A 19,547-nucleotide genomic window follows, 5' to 3' on the forward strand; every position below is an offset into this window, starting at 1 on the left:
GCAGAGAAATTCTAGTTAAAATGAATTCAATTAAGTTAAATAAGTTTGATTTAATAAGGTTTTAGTGCCTGGTAAAGACATTTCAGAATTAAAATTGGTGACAACAAAATAATCTACGGACAAGAGAGCAAATAAGTGTTCTGTATCTTTTTTTTTTGAAGAAAATAGTAAGTAACAGTTGCAATGTGCTAATAAAATTTATTTTTATTGTGGTAAAGATTAAAAATAATGGAGTACTGCACTCTTGAAGAGCGTGTTACTTTTGTCAGGTCAAATGGTAATAAAGGATTTATAAAGCTTGCAAATGTTTAAGCCATATTTTTTAAATATAAGAGTGACCATAATTGGTGTTATGGGCAGTGAGAGAAGGAAAGCACTGTATTTTTTCCAGTGCTTTTGTTAAGTGAAGAGATTTTTAAAATATTTACTTTTTAATGTAGGGGAGATGGGATAAAAATGGATATTGATTTTGAATCGCTAGTATCTGAAGGAACATTAGGATTTTATAAGTCATGTGAAGTAACCACTATTTTTATTTTTGATAAAAACAGTAAAAAGACGTTTAATTTTTATACACTTATAAATTTTGAAGAAAAAGAATTTTGCGGTACAAATAAGAAAATTTTAAATGAACGCCCTCTGGATTTAACAAGTAATTTAATATTAGGAATTATACAATACAATTTAAATTTATTAGATATAAAGAAACTCTATTATAGTCTTCTAGAAGTTAATGATTGGGAATTAGAAGGACAAAAACTAAATTTTAATAAATTCACTAAAATTAACAAACAATTTATTAAACCTAATGGGACAAAATCAATACCTTTAAACTCTATCTTAAAAAATAATTATAATAATGGGTCATATATTATTGAGTTTTTTGATGCTATCAAAAGCTTTCCAAATACTAAATTAACTAATGAATTGTTTCCCAAGATAAATGAATTTATAAAAAGATATCTCCCTATCGATTTAGAATATATAAGCGACAGAGTAGGTAATATAATATTTCAATTTCCTTCAAAAATTCTAGATGTTTCAATTACTGCAAATGATGAATGGGATGAAATGAAGTTAAAGGTTGTATTTGATGAAAAAATACAGACAGATAAATATAAAGTATTAATTACAGGTACACATGATAGTTCTATAATGGGGTTTGGTTTAAAAGACGGTGTAGATGATAATATTTTTGAAATCAAAACTGGTAGTACAAGTTATTTAAATGATGTAAGTATAGTGGATTCTCAAAATAACATTATCGCTTACGCTTCAACTTTTAGTTTTATGAAAGAAATGAATTTTATTATGGATATTTCAACTCAACATTCCCAGCAGCGTACTATCAATCTAAAATCTGAAAGCCATGAAATAGCTATTGTCTCACAAAGCGATAATAAAGTTAAAAGGAATTTAGATTATAAAGATTGGATAAGTAAAAGAACATACAAAAATGAAAAAGATGAGTTAACTCGTAGGTTAGAATTTGTGCAATATGGTATTACAGGAAACGAAAGAAATAAGGCCTTGGGGGATATAAGAAAATTAATAGATATATATGGTAGAGACGGTGTGTATTTATGGGATCCGTATTTAACTTCTGAAGATATTCTAGAAACCTTATATCATTGTAAATATATAGGTGTTGAAATGAAAGCTATAACATCATACGATAAAAAACGCCGTAAAATTTATAGCAAAGAAATTGTTTGTGAAAAAAATACTTTAACTATTGATGAATGGAAAGATTATCAACGCAATAGTTTTCTAGACTCAAGTAATAATTTAGGAATAAATTTAGAATTTCGATGTCAACATGGTGAATTTGGTTGGAAATTTCATGATCGGTTTTTAATTTTTCCAATTAAAGATTTTGCGCCTAAAGTATGGTCTTTAGGGATATCAGTAAATGGATTAGGGAAAGAACATCATATTTTACAACACGTTAGTAATCCTCAAAATATACTAGATGCTTTTAATGAACTTTGGCATGAGTTAAATAATGATAAATGTTTAATTTGGAGGTCTAAATGAGAAAGATAAATCCAAATTTTTTAGAGAGTGTTAAGAGAGTTACATCATGTAAGAAGTTAAATAGTAAATATATCGAGTTGCTATTAGATGAGCTGGATAAATTAAAGATACAAGAAATTATTGGTAGTTCAGATTTAATGAATTCATTTTATGAATTATTTGATAATGAACTACCATTTATTAAAGAGTATTATGTTTATGGTAATTATCCAGTATATCCCCAAAAGATAGTTGAAGAATCGGAAGTTTTAATTACAGCCGATTTTATAGAGTTAATCAATTCTGAAGTAACAAAAATTAATGATGTTAAATCTTTGATTCCAATATTAATAACTTATAAATTTCTAGGTTTAAGCTATGATGATTATAATTTAATTCAAAATATTGACTCACAAATTAGGCAAAACTTAAAAAATGAATTAGTATTGATTGTTAAATCATTGAAATCAAGTATATCAAAAAGTCAAGGTACCTATTCAGATTTACAGTTCGTTAAAAGCTATGAAGAAGGGACTAAAGCGGCAAATGCTAATCTAATATATGAGTTTGTTGAAGCTGTAGAACGTGGAACGGGCTTTCATGCACCAGCGTTTATACCAGAAGTAGTTATGTTTCTATTAAAGCTCGATTGTGACTTACTGGTAGAGGGCTTAAACGAAAAGCAAGAAGTTTTAGAGATAATACTATTATTAAATTATATTGAATTTCAAGAAAAGATAGATGTTTTAACAAACCCCAATTTAATAAATAAATGGTGTCTTTACGAGCTATTTAGGCAAATACTTAATGAGTCTCAAAAAATAGACCTATCTCAGGAGTTAATAAAAAAATTAAGCTTCATATTTTTACGAATCGCAAAGAGTGATATTAGCCTTTATAAGGAGAAATTACTTAATAGAAAATATGATAAAAATTTCATTTTAATATTTGCAAACACAATAAATGGTTTAGAAAAGAATTTTATTGATGTATATATTGAAACTTTACAATTAAATACACATAGCAATAATTTAGAGCTTAACCGATTGTTTTTAAGTACCTTAATAGACATAAGTGTAGGAGAGAATGCAGTATATTTATTTGAAAAAATCTATTATAGATGGATAGCCTATTTAGAGGAACTTTATGAGAATGAGGCATATATTTCAGATTTGGTGTATACAGATTATTATTACTGTGTACTTCACTATTTAATGGAAAAATTAGATAAAAATACAATATATGAAGAGCTAACAACAATAATAGATTGTTTAGATTCTTTAGAAACTACTTGGAAAAAAAGTGCTACGACTGAACAATCGCATTTTTTTATCTACATTACTCGACTTTATACCTTGAGCATTATATATAAAGAAAAAAATATAAAAGTTCCAAACAATTATTATAAACAAGTCACTAAATATACTGATAATCCAAAATTGTGGTTAAAATATTTTAATTGTATAGAGATACCGAGTATTTTTAAGGAAATTAACAATAACTTAGACATCAAGATTCAAGAGTAAATTACCTACAAAAAAATTTCCTAATGAAGGGGAATCTTATGAACATTAATAAAGAATTAACGAATAAAGTTGATAGACTAATAGAAATAACTAAACATCTTGATACACGTGAAGTAATTGGAATGATTAATGTTGAATTTCAAGTTCATTTTATGCAACGTAATGTTTTTGAAGCAACGAATTTAATTTCGCCCTTTAAGCAATATATTTACTTATTAAATCTACTATTAAGTAATCCAAAAGTAGAATGTGAGGATCAAGTGGCATTTGAAGATTCTTATGAAGAAATTAAAAAATTGTTAAATGAAATTTCTCGACTTTATGCCTTTATATTTTTTCCTGAAAATACTGAAGAAATTTCTGATACATGGAGAAGGCACAGAGAGTTAGCAATGCCTGTATTTATGAATTATTTTAATATGCATTCTTTGCCTTATGAAGAACAAATTATTGAGAGACTTATAGATTGGGCAAGCCCTTTTAATTCGACTTTACAAGAAGCAATCGGGATATCTGTAAATGAATCAATTGAGATGTATAGGTATATACAGAAAATGTTACAAGAGCAATTAACATCTACTCAAAATGATACTTTACAATTATTAAAGGCACATGAATTTTTTGTTGCTTTAATGGAACGAGAAAAAATAGATTTTGATATTGCTATGGAAAAAACTAGAGAAGCGTTCCCATCAAATAATAATCCTTTTGAACAAGACTTTTTTAAAATTAATCTCTCTAAATTCGAAGATGAGTTTAGTGTAGAAAAAACTGAATGTTTTTTTAACGTTTTTTCATGTGAGAGAGAAGAAAGTGAGTTCTATTATTATACTGAAAAAGGAAATTTCGATACTAGACCTATCATTAAAATAAATGGACAATATTATGTACCGATTTATAAGCAAATTTTACATGCTTTTGAATATAGATTCTTTGAGATTTTAGAAAATAGTGATAAACGTAGTTCTTTTTTTAAAAACCGTGATAATAAGTCTGAAGAAAAAACTAAATCAATATTTGAAAAATTATTTGGAACTGATGCAGAGTATTTTACTTCAGCTTTCGAATCGCCTGATTCTCAAAATGAACATGATTTATTAATAATAACTAAGAATAATACGATATATATCGTTGAAGTTAAAGCATCTAAATTTAAAGAACCATTTAGAGATCCAGACAAGGCCTATCAGCGTATAAAAAGAGATTTTAAAAGTGATGGAGGTATTCAAAAAGCTTATAATCAAGCAAAGAGCCTTCATGATTTAATTATGAAACAGGAAAGAACCGATTTATATAATCAATCTGGAGAAGTTATTACTTCAATTGAGCGTTCAAAAATTAAAGCCGTATATACTATTTGTGTTACAGCTGAAAATTTCGGTATTGTGGCATCCAACTTGTCGTATTTACTAGAGAAGGGAGTAGAAGATAAATATCCATATGCTGTTAACATTTTTGATTTAGAATCGATAGTAGAGTACATAGAATATAAAAAAATTCCAGTAATAAAATTTAATGAGTATTTAGATTTTAGAAGTAAATACCATGATAAATTGATTGCTGGTGACGAATTGGATATATTCGGATTGTTCCAGAATAGATTCGATATTCAAAAATTAAATAGCGTAGATAAATACTTTGTAAGTCATGAGTACTCAGATATTTTCGATGAAATGTATTTTACAAAATTAGGTATTATAGAAAAAATGCCGAAGCCTAGAGCCAAGCATAAAAATAATCATAAGACTAAAAATCGAAAAAGAATGGCTAAAGCAAGCAAACGTAGGAATAGAAAGTAATTTACTTAAGTCAAATAAGTTAAAACGTAGTCAAAAAAATCAATTGCCCCCACAACTATTGATATATCAGTACTTTGAGACGGTTGATTCGACTCCCGCCGACTCCATTCAAAGAATTTAAATGATTACATATAACGCCAAAATCCTTTAAATAAAGGGTTTTGGCGCTTTTGCTTTTTATACAGTTCCATTAACTATCATTTATCCTTAATATAAAAATATGGAGGTATTCGCTTAATAGTGGAGTGAATACTTTTTCTAATAAAAATATAGAAATAAGAATTAACTACATAATTCATGGTAAAATATGTGTATAAGAGGAAGTAGATAGGTGGTTTTAAGATGAATGCAGTTGAAATTATTACTTGGCCATTTAATGAAACAAATTTAAAAAATATACATAACACCGAAAAATATTTGAATTACCCTGTTATCTATTTACTGAAGGATCAAAAGGAAGCATATATTGGAGAAACGGTAGCGTTTAAAAAACGAATGCTTTCGCATTTACAATCAAAAGAGCGACAAAAATTAGATGAGATGCATTTAATTCACCATGAAGAATTTAATCGTTCTGCTACATTTCATTTAGAAACGAAATTAATTAATTATTTTTTAGGAGACCAGAAATATAAACTTCAAAATAAAAGTCAGACGGTTAGTGATATTTCTCATAATTACTACAATAAACAGTTTTATGACCGGGATGTCTTTCGAGAAATTTGGAAGGGTTTAGTTGATAAAGGAATTGTAAGTAATGAGCAACACGTTATTGAAAATCGAGACGTGTTTAAATTGTCACCTTTTAAAGAGTTATCTGTGGACCAGTTAGAACTCAAACGAAAGGTTATTGAGATTTGTGAAAATAACATCACGCGTACAGAAGAAGACAAACCATTTTTATATTTAATTCAAGGTGAAGCTGGTGTAGGGAAAAGCGTTGTATTAAGTTCAATATTTAATACTATTCAAGAATTATCAAAGGATCCTTCATCAATCTTAAAAGGCACAACAAATTATTTAGTTGTTAACCATGACGAAATGTTAAAAACATATAAAAGTATTGCATCTAAATTAAAATATTTAAAAGCTAAAAATTTTGCAAGACCGACACCACTAATTAATCGATTAAAAAATTCTTGTGAAAAAGCAGATATAATATTCGTAGATGAGGGGCATCTGTTATTAACTCGTCCAGATACTTATAATAATTTTAAAGAGAATAATCAATTAGAAGAGTTGATGAAACAAGCTAAAATCGTTGTAGTTGTTTATGACGAGAACCAAGTGTTAAAGTTAAAAAGTTTTTGGCAGGCTATGACATTACACCGTTTAATAGAGCAAGCAGATACAGACAACTATGAATTAAAAAATCAATTCCGCATGAAAGCCAATGATTTGGTTATTGAGTGGATTGATCATTTCAAAAATAAAATAGTAAGACCACTTCCAAAAGATAAAGAATACGAAATGAAAGTATTCGAATCACTCCAAGGTATGCATCAGGCAATCATTGAAAAAAATAAGGTGCATGGCTTAAGTAGAATAGTTTCTACTTTTGATTATCTCCACAAAAAAGATGGTGGTATCTATTATATAAACGAGGATAAAGGTGAATATAAAATTCCATGGAATATTACAGATAGCAACTATACATGGGCAGAAAAAGAATCAACTATTGCAGAAGCCGGTTCCATTTATACAATTCAAGGATTTGACTTAAATTATGTTGGTGTAATTTTAGGTCCTTCTGTTACTTATAACGGGAAACTAGATAGATTAGAAATAAATCCAAAGTCTTATAAAGACGTAGGTGCATTTGCAGGTGTTGAAGGAATTGAAGATGTAAATGCTGCGAAAGAGAAAATAATTTTGAATTCTATTAATGTGCTGATGAAACGAGGGATTAAAGGGTTATATATCTACGCAAGTGATGTTGGGTTGAGAAAAAGATTATTGGAGCTTGAATAAAATTTAATTCAACCCTCAAATGCTGATTCCCCATAAAGACATTCATTAGAATAAATTAGATATATAGAGATTAAAAGCTACAATTACTGAAGAGAATTCAGTAATTGTGGCTCTTTTGTTGTCTCCGATATGTCCCTACTTTGCAATGTACATATTTTCCAGAAACAGCGGTTAACATAGAACTGTTTTATAAGAAATTCCAAAGACTATTTAACATAAAAAACCATCTCACAATTCCGAAAATTTGTGTTAAAATAAACTATCAGTCTACTTAAAGTTTATATAAGTATTTATTATCTTAGCTTGCAGAAGTGGCTGTCGTTTGTACAAAGGGAGTTTTAAGAAAATTAAGGGGGATAGGAAAATGAAAAATTTATTTGTTAAATGGAATCAAGTGAGCCTTGTAAAAAGGATTGTTATCGGTATTATTGTCGGACTTATATTAGCTTTAACCCTTCCTAAGGCTGCAAGTTGGGTTTCCATTTTTGGTTCTTTATTTGTCGGTGCGTTAAAGGCGGTTGCGCCAATATTAGTATTATTTATAGTGATGCATGCGATTGCCGTACATAAAAAGGGTAAGAAGACGAATATGAAGTCGATTCTTGTTCTTTATGCGCTTGGTACATTCCTAGCTGGAGCTGTCGCTGTAGTTGCAAGCTTTATATTCCCAACTACGCTAACACTGACAACAGGAGCAGAGGGCGTTACTCCACCAGAGGGTATTCTTGAAGTTTTAGAAACATTATTATTTAACTTAGTTGCCAATCCGATTGATGCAATCATAAATGCTAACTATTTAGGTATATTAATGTGGGCTATCGTTCTTGGGATTGCATTAAAAAGTGCAAATCAAAATACGAAAGACATGTTAGGAAATTTTTCGGATGCCATCACTAAAGTAGTACAATGGGTGATTAGTTTAGCACCGCTTGGTATTATGGGGCTTGTTTTTGATGCAATTGTAACAAGTGGTCTTTCTGCTTTACTTGAATACGGTAGATTAATAGTAATTTTAGTTGGTTGTATGTTATTTATCGCGCTTATAGTGAATCCGTTAATTGTATTCATCTATACGCGAAAAAATCCTTATCCACTTGTTTTTATGGTTTTAAGAGAAAGTGGTATTTATGCATTCTTTACACGTAGTTCAGCTGCAAATATTCCAGTAAATATGAAATTATGTGAAAAACTTGGCTTAGATGAGGATACTTATGCAGTGTCAATCCCTTTAGGTGCTACTATTAATATGGCTGGTGCAGCCGTTACAATTGCTGTGCTAACTCTTGCTACAGTAAATACGCTTGGTATTGAAGTTGATTTTGTGACTGCCCTTATGCTTACTGTTATAGCAGCTATCTCTGCAGCAGGTGCATCAGGTGTTGCGGGTGGATCACTTTTACTTATCCCACTAGCATGTAGTTTATTTGGAGTTCCAGCTGATATTGCAATGCAAGTTGTAGGTGTTGGTTTTATCATCGGTGTTATTCAAGATTCTTGTGAAACTGCACTGAATTCATCTTCTGACGTACTGTTCACAGCTACAGCTGAACATGCTAAAGAGCGTAAAGAAGGTAAACAAGGTAAAGCAGTTCCTGTGAATTCCTAGAAACTGTAGAAAGAATAAATAGACTGCGATATATAAATGTTTAAAAGCCACGATTACCGAGGATGATTCGGTGATCGTGGCTTTTTGGCTATCAATCAAGTGAGAGTGATATAGAAAAAACGCAAGAGGGAATAGTTTCCTTGGACATGATAAGTTAAAACTGTATACTTATTAAGTAAGTTTGAATGGTCAGACGTTCAACCTTCTAATAATACAACTTTGTGGAGGCATTCAATGAATTATTTTATCTCAATCGTAGGCTTAATTGTTGTGCTGGGTCTTGCCTGGGTTGCAAGTAACAATCGTAAAAAAATAAAAATTAGACCAATTATCCAGATGATTATTATACAGTTAATTTTAACTTTTATATTACTGAATACCAAATTTGGATTGATTCTTATCGAGGGAATAGCAGCCGGATTTACAAAATTACTAGCTTTCGCTAATGAAGGAATCAATTTTGTATTTGCTGGCATTGCAAATGAAGGACAAGCTCCATTCTTCTTAACTGCTTTACTTCCAATCGTATTCATTTCGGCTCTGATTGGAATTCTGCAGCATATTAAAGTTCTTCCTTTCATTATGAAATGGATTGGTTGGGCAGTTAGTAAAGTAAACGGCATGGGAAAATTGGAATCTTATAACGGAGTAGCATCCGCTATTGTTGGACAATCTGAAGTATTTATTACCGTGAAAAAACAGCTTGGACAATTATCTCCTCAACGTCTATACACACTAAGTGCGTCAGCGATGTCTACTGTATCGATGTCTATTGTCGGAGCTTATATGACAATGATTGAACCGAGATATGTCGTAACGGCGATCGTGATTAATTTATTTGGAGGATTCATCATTGCTTCCATCATAAATCCTTACACTGTAACCGAAGAAGAAGATCTCCTTGTTGTGCAAGAAGAAAAACAAAGCTTCTTCGAAATGTTGGGCGAATATATAATGGATGGATTCAAGGTTGCAATCGTAGTTGCGGCGATGTTACTAGGATTCGTTGCACTAATGGCAGGAGTAAATAGCATATTTGATATGATATTTGGAATCACATTCCAAGAAATTATTGGATATGTCTTTGCTCCAGTTGCGATTTTAATGGGTATCCCTGTTTCAGAATCAGTAACAGCAGGTGGTATTATGGCAACCAAACTTGTTACAAACGAATTTGTAGCGATGCTTTCTTTAGGTGAATTAGCTTCAAATCTAAGCGAACGATCTATCGGAATCATTTCAGTTTTCCTTGTTTCATTTGCAAACTTTTCTTCCATTGGAATCATTTCAGGTGCTGTAAAAGGTCTACATGAAAAACAAGGAAACGTTGTAGCACGATTCGGCTTGAAACTATTATACGGTGCAACGTTAGTAAGCGTTTTATCAGCAGTAATTGTTAGCTTTATCCTATAATCAAAAAAAGAAGAACCTTTAGTCGTTGCGAGGGCACTGAAAAAGTCTATAGAAGCAGTTATTAACATTCAAATTGTTAATAGCTGTTTTTTCTTTTAAACCATGCAATTTATGGATGAGGTTTTAGGGAGTACAGAATCCTATCTCAAGACATTATAGAATGAAAAGTGTATGGTAATAACTGAATATATAAAAATTGAGGGAGGACTATATATGAATACGAAATATGAAAAAATCTTTCAAACCTTTACCTTTCCTTCAGGGGTAGAAGTAAAGAATCGTATTATGGTCGCACCAATGACCAATTATTCATCTCACGATAACGGGGAAGTATCTGAAGCAGAGCTTGCTTATTACAAAGAGCGTACTGGCGGTGTTGGGACATTTATAACAGCATGTTCTTATGTTAGTAAGGATGGAAAAGGGTTTCCGGGGCAGTTTAGTATTGACGATGACTCTTTCATACCAAGCTTGAAGAGATTAGCTGAAACCATTCAATCAAATGGAACGAAAGCGATTATCCAAATTTACCACGGTGGTAGACAATCTCCAACAGACTTATTGCCAGATCAGCAGCCTGTATCGGCAAGTGCTGTTGCAGCGGAAAGAGAAGGTGCACCTGTCCCTAGAGAAATGTCCGAAGAAGAAATACAGAATACGATTAAAGCTTTCGGTGAGGCGACAAGACGAGCGATTGAAGCTGGTTTTGATGGAGTAGAGATTCATGGTGCTAATACGTATCTATTACAGCAATTTTTCTCACCACATTCCAATCGTAGAGATGATCAGTGGGGTGGAACACTTGAAAAACGCATGAATTTCCCGTTGGCTATCGTAGATACTGTAAAACGAGCTGTCGCTAAACATGCAAAGGCACCGTTTGTTGTTGGTTATCGTATCTCACCTGAAGAAGGTACAAATCCTGGGATTACATTAGAAGATACTATTCAGTTTGTAGATAAATTAGCGGAACAATCCCTCGATTATTTACATATTTCTGTAAACACATTTTGGAATGGGTCTTTCCTTGAGAAAGATAAAACCCAGTCTAGGATTACTAAAATTCATGAAGTAGTTGGGAGTCGTGTTCCAATAGTTGGTGTAGGTTCATTACATACACCAGATGATGTAGTGGAAGCGTTAGAAACTGGAGTCCCATTAATTGCTTTAGGTCGTGAATTACTAATGGAGCCAAAATGGATAGAAAAAGTTGAGGCTGGACAAGTAGAACAAATCCGTACAACATTATCTAGACGTGATCAGGAAAAATTAGTAATTCCAGATCCATTATGGCAGAGACTTATGAATGTAAAAGGTTGGTTGCCAGTAGTTGAATAATTAATTTCGATGAAGGAACTTACAATTGATGAGTTCCTTCATCGTTTTTTTCTCTGTACTAGTATGGCTTGTAATTCTTTAAAAACGATACTCCAACATTTGCTATTAATAATAACCTCTGTTTTGGCAAAGATAATTTTTATGGAGGTGAAGAAAAATGGCAAACAACAATAAAAACAATCTTCCACTTGAAAGTCAAACAAATGCTCAAAAAGTAAAACAACAAAATGCGCAAGCAAATCAAAACGCTTCTCAAGCTGAATTTGGATCTGAATTTGGAGTTTCTCTAGAAGCTCAAACAAACGCACAAGAAGTAAAACAACAAAACGCTCAAGCAAACCAAAAAGCACAAGCTCAAAGAAAAAATAATAAATATTAATTAAGAAATGATGGGAGCTTAATGCTCCCATCGTTTTTTAAATTATGCATAACGTCATAAATAAATGGAATATTTGAGCTTAAGACAAGGTAGTCCAAGTGATGGTATAATTGGAATCTATGTACATAAGGAAGCCATGAGTTAAGAGTAATATATCTAAAACTTCTTCCATTGAATAATATCGAACCGGAGGTGTAATGATGAATAAAAAATGGACAATAGAAGGTATACGTGATTATGTAACAAAGAATTCAGAAAGCGTATTACTATCAACTGAATATGTAGGATACTCGCAAAAACTATTATTTAAATGTTCATGCGGAAATAATTTTGAAAAGACTTTTACGAAATTTAAAGGTAGTAATCAAAAAAAATGTCCAAATTGCCAAGAAGCAAGACCTTCGCGATAATTTATATTGAACAGCTTAATCTGAAAAACCAGACCACAGCATTTAAGCTGTGGTCTGGTTTCTTGGTTTTATTCTATTGCAGCATTTTGCTCCTCAGCTTGATTTACTCGCTGTTTCTTCGATTTTCTAAAGTAAAGTAATTCATATATACATGGAATTACAATGAGTGTAAGTAGGGTAGCCATTGCTAATCCTCCAATTACAACAATTGCTAGACTTTGCGATACTAAGCTTCCTGTTTCTGCTTGTTTCATTAATAATGGAAGCATTGCACAGATTGTTGCGATTGCAGTCATAAAGATTGGTCTCATTCTTGTAGCAGTTGCTTCAACAAGGGCATCACGAATAATCATTTTTTGTTCATTTTGTTTTACGCGATCTAAAAGCACTATCGCATTTGTTACTACGATACCTATTAGCATTAATGCTCCTAAAAGTGCTGTAATGTCTACTGGAATCCGGCTAATGAGAATTCCTAAAATTGCTCCAATTGCAGCAAGCGGAAGCGAGCAAAGAATTGCAATTGGTGCTTTTATTGACTTAAATGTCATAACCATAATTAGAAATACAATACCAATGGAAACAAGCATGATAAGGAATAAGTCTGTAAAGTCTTCGGACTGCTGACTACTTGCTCCTCCAATTAGAACCTCGACATTTTCTGGAATGTCCATACCTTTTTTGTTCTCTTTATCCCCAAATATCACTAAGCTCACTGCACTTGATATCTCTGATAATTTTGCAGGATCAACGGATGCTGTCACACGAAGGTAAGCATCTCCATCTTTATGGAACTGGCTCGTTGAGCGTTCTTCACTTTGTAATGTAGCGATATCAGATACAGGTACTAGGCCGGTTTCAGTCATGACTTGTATGTTCTCTAAGTCTTCCGGTGTTTCTGCATCTAGGACAGGCTCTAAAAATACAGGTTTTTGCTTGTCATCTAAATTTATCGTACCAATCGGTGTTTTATTTAACATGACACCTAATTGTTGAGCAACTTGTTCTGTATTTCCTTTCGTAGGATCTACAACAAGGGAGTATACTGTTTTCTTTTCATCTTGGTTTGTTGTAACTTCTTCAACGCCATCTATATTTTGTACTTTTTCTTTTATTGTTGTTGCGACTTTTTCAAGGTCAGTTATATTTTCACCAACAACATCGATAGTAATATTCGTGCTTCCTCCGCCCATCATAAAGGAGGCTGTATTCACTTCTAATTTAGCATCAGTGTATTGATCTTTTTTCTTTTCCATTTCTTTTACAACTGCATCGGTATCTTTTTTATCATCCAATAAAATACTGAAGGATGCTTCAGTCGGCGATCCAACCCAGCCATATTGTGCTGCTTCCGCTGGAGAACCTACTTGTGCAAAGACATATTGTACTTCATCCATCTCTAGAATAGAGGATTCAAGTTCAAACGTATTTTTCTTCACTTCATCAATAGGTGTATCATTCGGGTAGCTCAGTGTAGCCACAACATAATCTGCCGAAGAGTTATCAACTGCACCTTTCGGAATCACAAAGTAAGCTCCGATGGAACCAATAAACAGTAGTATCGAAATTGTAAAGACAATCCATTTATGATTCAAAGACCATGTCACTACTTTTGGAAAACGAACAGCGGCTTTATGTTCTGGTATCTTTGCATTCTTTAATAATCCCGCACTCATTAATGGAACAACAGTCAATGCAACGATTAATGAAGCAAGCAACGAATAAGTAACAGTTAAAGCGAATGGTAGTAGGAATTCTTGAAGTCCACCATTCAATAAGCTCATAGGTAAGAAAACGGCAACTGTTGTTAATGTAGAAGCGGTAATGGCAACTCCTACTTGCTTCGTAGCATCAATAACCATCTTCACGGAGAATTTCTCCGTCTGCATTTTGCGGAATATATTTTCTATAACAACTATGCTGTCATCCACTAAACGTCCAACTGCAACTGCTACTCCACCAAGCGTTAAAATGTTCAGTGTCACACCTGACATGGATAGTAGGAATAGAGTGAAGCACAGTGACAATGGGATAGATACGATTGTAATAAAGGTTGAACGGATATTACGTAAAAATAGCATAATGACAATCGTTGCAAATAGTGCACCAAGAAGAACTTCTTTTATCATCGTATGAACGGAATTTTCTACTAAATCAGCAGAGGAAATATAAATAGTGGAAACCTGCTGCTTATACTTTTCATTGATTTCTTTTGTTACTTTTGCAACTTCTTTGCTTATAGTTACTGCATTAGATTGACTATCTTTTGTAATACTTATATCCAAACTATCTTTACCATTAAAATGGCTAACAAAATTTGCATCTTTCGTTTCTTCAACCGTTGCAATATCCCCAAGTGTTACATCTGGTGCTACAGTTAATCCTTTCAATTTTTCAATGCTTGTTAAATCACCGATAACTTTAATATTGCTTGTTTTTCCGTCAATATTTTTCTCTCCAACAGCTACAGCTGTGTTTTGACCATTTAGAATTCCCATAACTGCTTGAAGAGAAATTTGGTTGTCTGCCATTTTTTCATCATCAATCTTAACGGAAATGATAGAATCTGTTATTCCATAGATCTCAACACTAGAAACCCCTTTGATATCTTGATATCTAGTTTGGAGCTCATTACGTGCAAAATCAATATTTTCTGTAGTCAGTCCATCATCAAAGGTGACAGCCAGATTAACAATTGGAATCATCGATGTATTAAGTTGTGAAATGATTGGCTTGGATATATTTGGTGGCAAATTCACATTACTTAATGCTTCTTGTACATCCTGTTTGGCTTGCTTCATATCATAGCCAGACTCGTAAACTAAATCTATTTTCGAATACCCGTCTCCAGTTCTTGAAAAAACGGATGTTTTTCCATTCAGTCCAGTAACTGCTCTTTCAATCGGGTTGGTGACCTCTGATTCCATTGTTTTGGAGTCAGTTCCTTGACCCATTGTGATAATCGTGACTTGCGGATTATCAGCAGATGGTAAAAATTCCATTGGCAATCTAAAGTAACTAACAACACCAATAATTAATATTAAAATGGTTAATACAGATACGGCTGCTTTGTTACTAAAAGCCCACTTTGTGAATAATGACATAGAAATAATTCCTCCTGAAAATTACAAATTTGTACCAATAAAATGCTAACATAAATACAAAATAAAAAAATGGATTGGTTGATATCTTAAAAAAATTTACAAAAGATTAATGCAAAAACGAATAACTCCCTTCTTTCCATCTTTTTCTTGCTTCTTTATTGTAGAAAATAGAAAAATGTTCCACATTGTTCCTTAGAATTATATTTATCTAAGACCTCAGCCCTAGAGGATAATGGGAAATAAAAAAAGGAACAGCCTGATTGTTCTTGGCCTCCTCTCACATTTAACTAGTTGATAATTCACTTTTAAAATGATGAAAACATCTGTATGATTAGAAAAACAATGATTGAGGGGGAGTTAATGAATGATGGACTTTGTTACATCCTTATTCAATTCACATTATGACTTATACATTCGATTAATTGTGGCAACGTTTATAGGGTTGTTAATTGGGTTAGAAAGAGCGATTAAAAATAAACCTGCAGGCATTAGAACCCATATACTAGTTTGTTTGGGATCCACATTAGCAATGAGTCTATCAACTTTAAATCAAGGACCATACATGGATCCTATGCGTTTAGCTGCTCAAGTAATTAGTGGGATTGGATTTCTTGGCGCTGGTGTAATTTGGGTAGATAAGGATAACGTGAAACGTGGACTTACTACTGCAGCTAATCTATGGATAACTGCTTGTGTAGGATTGACTATAGGTTACGGTGCATATGATTTAGCTATTATTACGGTTATTTTAATTTTCATTGCAATGAATTTACCTAAATATGTAGAGAAGATGGGTATCCTACCACCAAGAAAAGATGAACATGATAGTGATGGGGAAGAGTAAATAATAAGGAGGGTTAAAATGAGTAATATAACTTTTGAATATGTAACCTACATTGCTGCCACACCGGAAAAGCTTTGGGAGGCATTGACAAATGGAGACTACACAAAACAATACTGGTTTGGACATAAGATTCAATCTGAATGGGTAGAAGGATCACCTGTAGTTTTTCTTGACCAGTCAGGAAATATTGTAGATAAAGGACAAGTCCTAAGCTATGAACCAAACAGACTCCTAACTTATACATTTGAATGGGTACAAGATAAAACAGAACGTAAAGTTTCACCTATTGTTACATTTAGACTGCGTCAAATGGATTCTTTTGTAAAATTATCACTCAAGCATGAAAGGTTGTTACCTTCCGATATATATGAAGAAAATGATAATTATCAAGGCATTAACAATGGTTGGCCAGCAATTCTAAGCAATCTGAAAAGTTTACTTGAGACGGGGAGAACTCTTTCGTCGATAACCGTTTAATTCCTATCCGATAATAAAAAAGTTAACAGATGACTCTGTTAACTTTTTTGTTTCTTGAAGCTTTGAAATTGGAGCATTATTTATCATCTATATGTATAAACAAGAGGGGGTACATACTAGACGGATGTGCAAGTTTTAGGTCAAACTGGCTATAACCAATCCTGTAAATAGCCTTTCCTTAAAACATTAGCTATATTTACCTAATCCTAATTCTAAGGAAAGAATATAATATTAAAAAATAATATTCGTAGGCAGTCCAGATGGTAACCTCTTGGGAAAGCTTATTTTTTTTGTAAAAAACCTCTAAATGCATCATTTAATTAGTTCTTTTTAAGCAGGAAGAATGAATATACTTTTAACTATGTTTCTAGCTAACAAATCCTAAAGGAGGCTATGAGTGAAGAAAAATAAACATAAAGCGCTAAACCAATCAAACCATTATTTTTATAACCGTATAGGTAAAAGGAGCGCAGATATTATAGGTAGTATTACATTAATAATCATTTTATTTCCGTTCATTATCTTATTTTCTATCATACTAGTTTTATTTTCTGGAAGACCACTCTTTTTTAGACAAATACGATCTGGCTTAAATGACTGTCCTTTTACGATTTGGAAATTTAGAACAATGAAGACGGAGTTAATTGAATATAGTGATCATCAATATCATTGGACAAAAGAGGTTCCTAAAGACTTTCTTTTTACTAAGCCAGAGCATTTACAAGTAACACGCATAGGAAAAATCTACAGGAAATTCAGCGTAGACGAAATTCCTCAATTATGGAATGTGCTAAAAGGTGATATGAGTTTTGTAGGACCCCGACCTGAAATAGTCGAAATTACAATTCACTATTCTTCCGAACAAAAAAAACGACTGCTCGTAAAACCAGGAATCACTGGATATGCACAAGTGTATGGTAGATCAACTATAACTTATGGAGAAAAAATTGAACGGGACTTGTATTATGTTCAAAATTGTTCCTTTATATTAGATTTTAAAATTATCATTCGATCCATTGGAATTGTTATTACCGGGAAAGGTGCTTACTAGGCATACCTGTTCTAGTTTTTGAATATAATTTCATACTAAAGGAGTAATGTACAGGTGCTAGTAGATATCCATAATCATATTTTACCTGGGCTGGATGACGGGCCACGAACTATGGAGGAAGCTATTTTACTTGCTAGAAATGCGGTAGCAAATGGGGTGACGCACATAATTGCCACTCCTCATCATAATCATAAATATAGTAATAATTCATTGAAAATAAAAGAGGCAGTATTAAATTTTAACAATGAAATTTCTCAAAGAGAAATACCAATAAAAATACTTCCAGGGCAAGAGACGTATTTTTATACTAGCATAGTTGATGAATTAAAGGATGTAATATTACCGCTTGCAAATAGTAATAAATACATTTTAATTGAACTACCTAGTAACCATCTTCCTGCTTTCCTCACGGAGATTCTTTTACAAATTCAGTTGAAAGGCTATAAACCAATTATTGCCCATCCAGAAAGAAATAGCGTTCTTCGAAAAGAGAAAAATTTACTTTTCGAATTGGTAAACAATGGTGCCCTTATGCAAATAAACGCATCAAGTTTAATTGGTATGAATGGTTATAAATTAAAAAAGTACACAAAGGATTTAGTGAACCATAATCTAGTGCATTTCATTTCATCAGATGCACATAATACGACAAGTCGTCCTTTTTTATTGAAAGAAGCTTATCAATATGTAGGTAAAAAGTTCTCCAAACAATTAATGAATTATTTTAATGATAATGCAAAGTACGTCTTGTTAGGAAAGGATTTTCAACCGTGGAAACCTATCAGTTATGTATAAATTTGATAATAAATTAAACAACAATACACTATTTCATAGTGTATTGTTATGTATATTTGCTAGTAAGTACCTCTAATAAAGGAGGAATGGGGATTTTTGGAAGAAAATATTAACCTTCATGATATTTTTAAAGTGATAAAGAAAAGAAAGATTTTGATTTTGAGTATTTTATTTATAATTGTGACATCCACTGGCTTAATCAGCTATTTTTTTATTACTCCAAGTTATGAAGCATCCACACAAATTTTAATCAATCAAAAGAAAATGCAAACGGAGAATATCAATACCCAGGATATTGAAACAAATCTGCAATTGATCAACACATATAATGTCATTCTAAAAAGTCCAGTAATTTTATCTAAAGTTATAGAAAAACTAGATTTGAAAACAACTCCCGAATTACTTACTGATAAAATTTCAGTTACTAGTGAGCAAAACTCCCAAGTAATAAATATTATTGTAAAAGATTTGAAATTGAAGGGTGCTGTGGATATTGCTAATGCCACTGCTGAAATATTCCAAGAAGAAATTAAACTACTTATGAACGTTGATAATGTCATAATTCTATCACCAGCTAGTAATAAGAAAAATATTGATCCAGTTACTCCCAACTTACCTTTAAACATTGCTATTGCTACGATTATAGGTTTACTTGTTGGTATAGGTATTACCTTTTTTATAGAATACCTAGATACTTCTATAAAAACAGAACTGGATGTTAGAGAAATAACAAATCTTCCTGTACTAGGTCTAATAAGTCCAATCACAATAAGTACAACCAATAATTTAAATAGACGTAAAAGGAAGAGGTGACTTTT

The 19,547-nt window shown here is 32.1% G+C and carries 15 protein-coding genes; 14 read left to right on the forward strand and 1 reads right to left on the reverse strand.

Annotation, left to right across the window (positions count from 1 at the left end):
• Positions 1 to 456 precede the first annotated feature (456 nt).
• From AM499_RS00940 to AM499_RS00980, 9 genes are all read left to right on the forward strand, one after another.
• The gene (locus AM499_RS00940; protein ID WP_053588451.1) at positions 457 to 2,037 is read left to right on the forward strand and encodes a VPA1262 family N-terminal domain-containing protein; all 1,581 of its coding nucleotides are present in this window, start codon (positions 457 to 459) and stop codon (positions 2,035 to 2,037) included.
• A complete protein-coding gene (locus tag AM499_RS00945; RefSeq protein WP_053588452.1) occupies positions 2,034 to 3,542 on the forward strand; it encodes a hypothetical protein in 1,509 nt (502 codons plus the stop codon). Before AM499_RS00940 ends, AM499_RS00945 begins: the two co-directional genes overlap by 4 nt.
• A 38-nt stretch (positions 3,543 to 3,580) precedes the next feature.
• Positions 3,581 to 5,341 carry an NERD domain-containing protein gene (locus AM499_RS00950; RefSeq protein ID WP_053588453.1) on the forward strand — a complete coding sequence of 587 codons (1,761 nt, stop codon included), beginning with the start codon at positions 3,581 to 3,583 and terminating at the stop codon, positions 5,339 to 5,341.
• 342 nt (positions 5,342 to 5,683) lie between these two features.
• Positions 5,684 to 7,312, forward strand: coding sequence for a DUF2075 domain-containing protein (locus AM499_RS00955; protein ID WP_053588454.1), 1,629 nt, complete (start codon positions 5,684 to 5,686; stop codon positions 7,310 to 7,312).
• A gap of 364 nt (positions 7,313 to 7,676) precedes the next feature.
• Positions 7,677 to 8,918 carry a serine/threonine transporter SstT gene (sstT, locus tag AM499_RS00960; protein ID WP_053588455.1) on the forward strand — a complete coding sequence of 414 codons (1,242 nt, stop codon included), beginning with the start codon at positions 7,677 to 7,679 and terminating at the stop codon, positions 8,916 to 8,918.
• Between the two features lie 234 nt (positions 8,919 to 9,152).
• Complete coding sequence (locus AM499_RS00965) at positions 9,153 to 10,331, forward strand: NupC/NupG family nucleoside CNT transporter (RefSeq protein ID WP_053588456.1); 1,179 nt, start codon at positions 9,153 to 9,155, stop codon at positions 10,329 to 10,331.
• Between the two features lie 213 nt (positions 10,332 to 10,544).
• On the forward strand, positions 10,545 to 11,669 hold the full coding sequence (locus AM499_RS00970; RefSeq protein ID WP_053588457.1) for an NADH-dependent flavin oxidoreductase: 1,125 nt from the start codon (positions 10,545 to 10,547) through the stop codon (positions 11,667 to 11,669).
• Between the two features lie 157 nt (positions 11,670 to 11,826).
• Positions 11,827 to 12,048, forward strand: coding sequence for a gamma-type small acid-soluble spore protein (locus AM499_RS00975; protein ID WP_053588458.1), 222 nt, complete (start codon positions 11,827 to 11,829; stop codon positions 12,046 to 12,048).
• A 200-nt stretch (positions 12,049 to 12,248) separates the two neighbouring features.
• Complete coding sequence (locus AM499_RS00980; RefSeq protein ID WP_053588459.1) at positions 12,249 to 12,458, forward strand: hypothetical protein; 210 nt, start codon at positions 12,249 to 12,251, stop codon at positions 12,456 to 12,458.
• Between the two features lie 68 nt (positions 12,459 to 12,526).
• On the opposite strand, the gene AM499_RS00985 is transcribed toward AM499_RS00980, so the two are convergent.
• Entirely contained in the window at positions 12,527 to 15,562 is a 3,036-nt protein-coding gene (locus AM499_RS00985) for an efflux RND transporter permease subunit (protein ID WP_053588460.1), read from the reverse strand.
• A 364-nt stretch (positions 15,563 to 15,926) separates the two neighbouring features.
• Between AM499_RS00985 and AM499_RS00990 the strand changes: the two genes are divergently transcribed.
• From AM499_RS00990 to AM499_RS01010, 5 genes are all read left to right on the forward strand, one after another.
• A complete protein-coding gene (locus tag AM499_RS00990; RefSeq protein WP_197275583.1) occupies positions 15,927 to 16,406 on the forward strand; it encodes an MgtC/SapB family protein in 480 nt (159 codons plus the stop codon).
• An 18-nt stretch (positions 16,407 to 16,424) separates the two neighbouring features.
• Positions 16,425 to 16,883 carry an SRPBCC domain-containing protein gene (locus AM499_RS00995; RefSeq protein ID WP_053588461.1) on the forward strand — a complete coding sequence of 153 codons (459 nt, stop codon included), beginning with the start codon at positions 16,425 to 16,427 and terminating at the stop codon, positions 16,881 to 16,883.
• A gap of 397 nt (positions 16,884 to 17,280) precedes the next feature.
• A complete protein-coding gene (locus tag AM499_RS01000) occupies positions 17,281 to 17,934 on the forward strand; it encodes a sugar transferase (RefSeq protein ID WP_082355140.1) in 654 nt (217 codons plus the stop codon).
• Positions 17,935 to 17,988: 54 nt separating this feature from the next.
• Positions 17,989 to 18,729, forward strand: coding sequence for a tyrosine-protein phosphatase (locus AM499_RS01005; RefSeq protein WP_053588462.1), 741 nt, complete (start codon positions 17,989 to 17,991; stop codon positions 18,727 to 18,729).
• A gap of 96 nt (positions 18,730 to 18,825) precedes the next feature.
• Positions 18,826 to 19,542, forward strand: a complete 717-nt coding sequence (locus tag AM499_RS01010; RefSeq protein WP_053588463.1) for a YveK family protein — start codon at positions 18,826 to 18,828, stop codon at positions 19,540 to 19,542.
• Positions 19,543 to 19,547: the final 5 nt, after the last annotated feature.

Origin of the sequence: Bacillus sp. FJAT-22090 (genome assembly GCF_001278755.1) — a bacterium.
In the GTDB taxonomy this organism is placed as follows: Bacteria; Bacillota; Bacilli; order Bacillales_A; family Planococcaceae; genus Psychrobacillus.

Excerpts from the sequence above, each read along its gene's own strand:
- AM499_RS00940 (WP_053588451.1), top strand. The coding sequence starts at position 457 with ATGGATATTGATTTTGAATCGCTAGTATCTGAAGGAACATTAGGATTT.
- AM499_RS00945 (WP_053588452.1), top strand. The coding sequence starts at position 2,034 with ATGAGAAAGATAAATCCAAATTTTTTAGAGAGTGTTAAGAGAGTTACA.
- AM499_RS00950 (WP_053588453.1), top strand. The coding sequence starts at position 3,581 with ATGAACATTAATAAAGAATTAACGAATAAAGTTGATAGACTAATAGAA.
- AM499_RS00955 (WP_053588454.1), top strand. The coding sequence starts at position 5,684 with ATGAATGCAGTTGAAATTATTACTTGGCCATTTAATGAAACAAATTTA.
- sstT (WP_053588455.1), top strand. The coding sequence starts at position 7,677 with ATGAAAAATTTATTTGTTAAATGGAATCAAGTGAGCCTTGTAAAAAGG.
- AM499_RS00965 (WP_053588456.1), top strand. The coding sequence starts at position 9,153 with ATGAATTATTTTATCTCAATCGTAGGCTTAATTGTTGTGCTGGGTCTT.
- AM499_RS00970 (WP_053588457.1), top strand. The coding sequence starts at position 10,545 with ATGAATACGAAATATGAAAAAATCTTTCAAACCTTTACCTTTCCTTCA.
- AM499_RS00975 (WP_053588458.1), top strand. The coding sequence starts at position 11,827 with ATGGCAAACAACAATAAAAACAATCTTCCACTTGAAAGTCAAACAAAT.
- AM499_RS00980 (WP_053588459.1), top strand. The coding sequence starts at position 12,249 with ATGAATAAAAAATGGACAATAGAAGGTATACGTGATTATGTAACAAAG.
- AM499_RS00985 (WP_053588460.1), bottom strand. The coding sequence starts at position 15,562 with ATGTCATTATTCACAAAGTGGGCTTTTAGTAACAAAGCAGCCGTATCT.
- AM499_RS00990 (WP_197275583.1), top strand. The coding sequence starts at position 15,927 with ATGATGGACTTTGTTACATCCTTATTCAATTCACATTATGACTTATAC.
- AM499_RS00995 (WP_053588461.1), top strand. The coding sequence starts at position 16,425 with ATGAGTAATATAACTTTTGAATATGTAACCTACATTGCTGCCACACCG.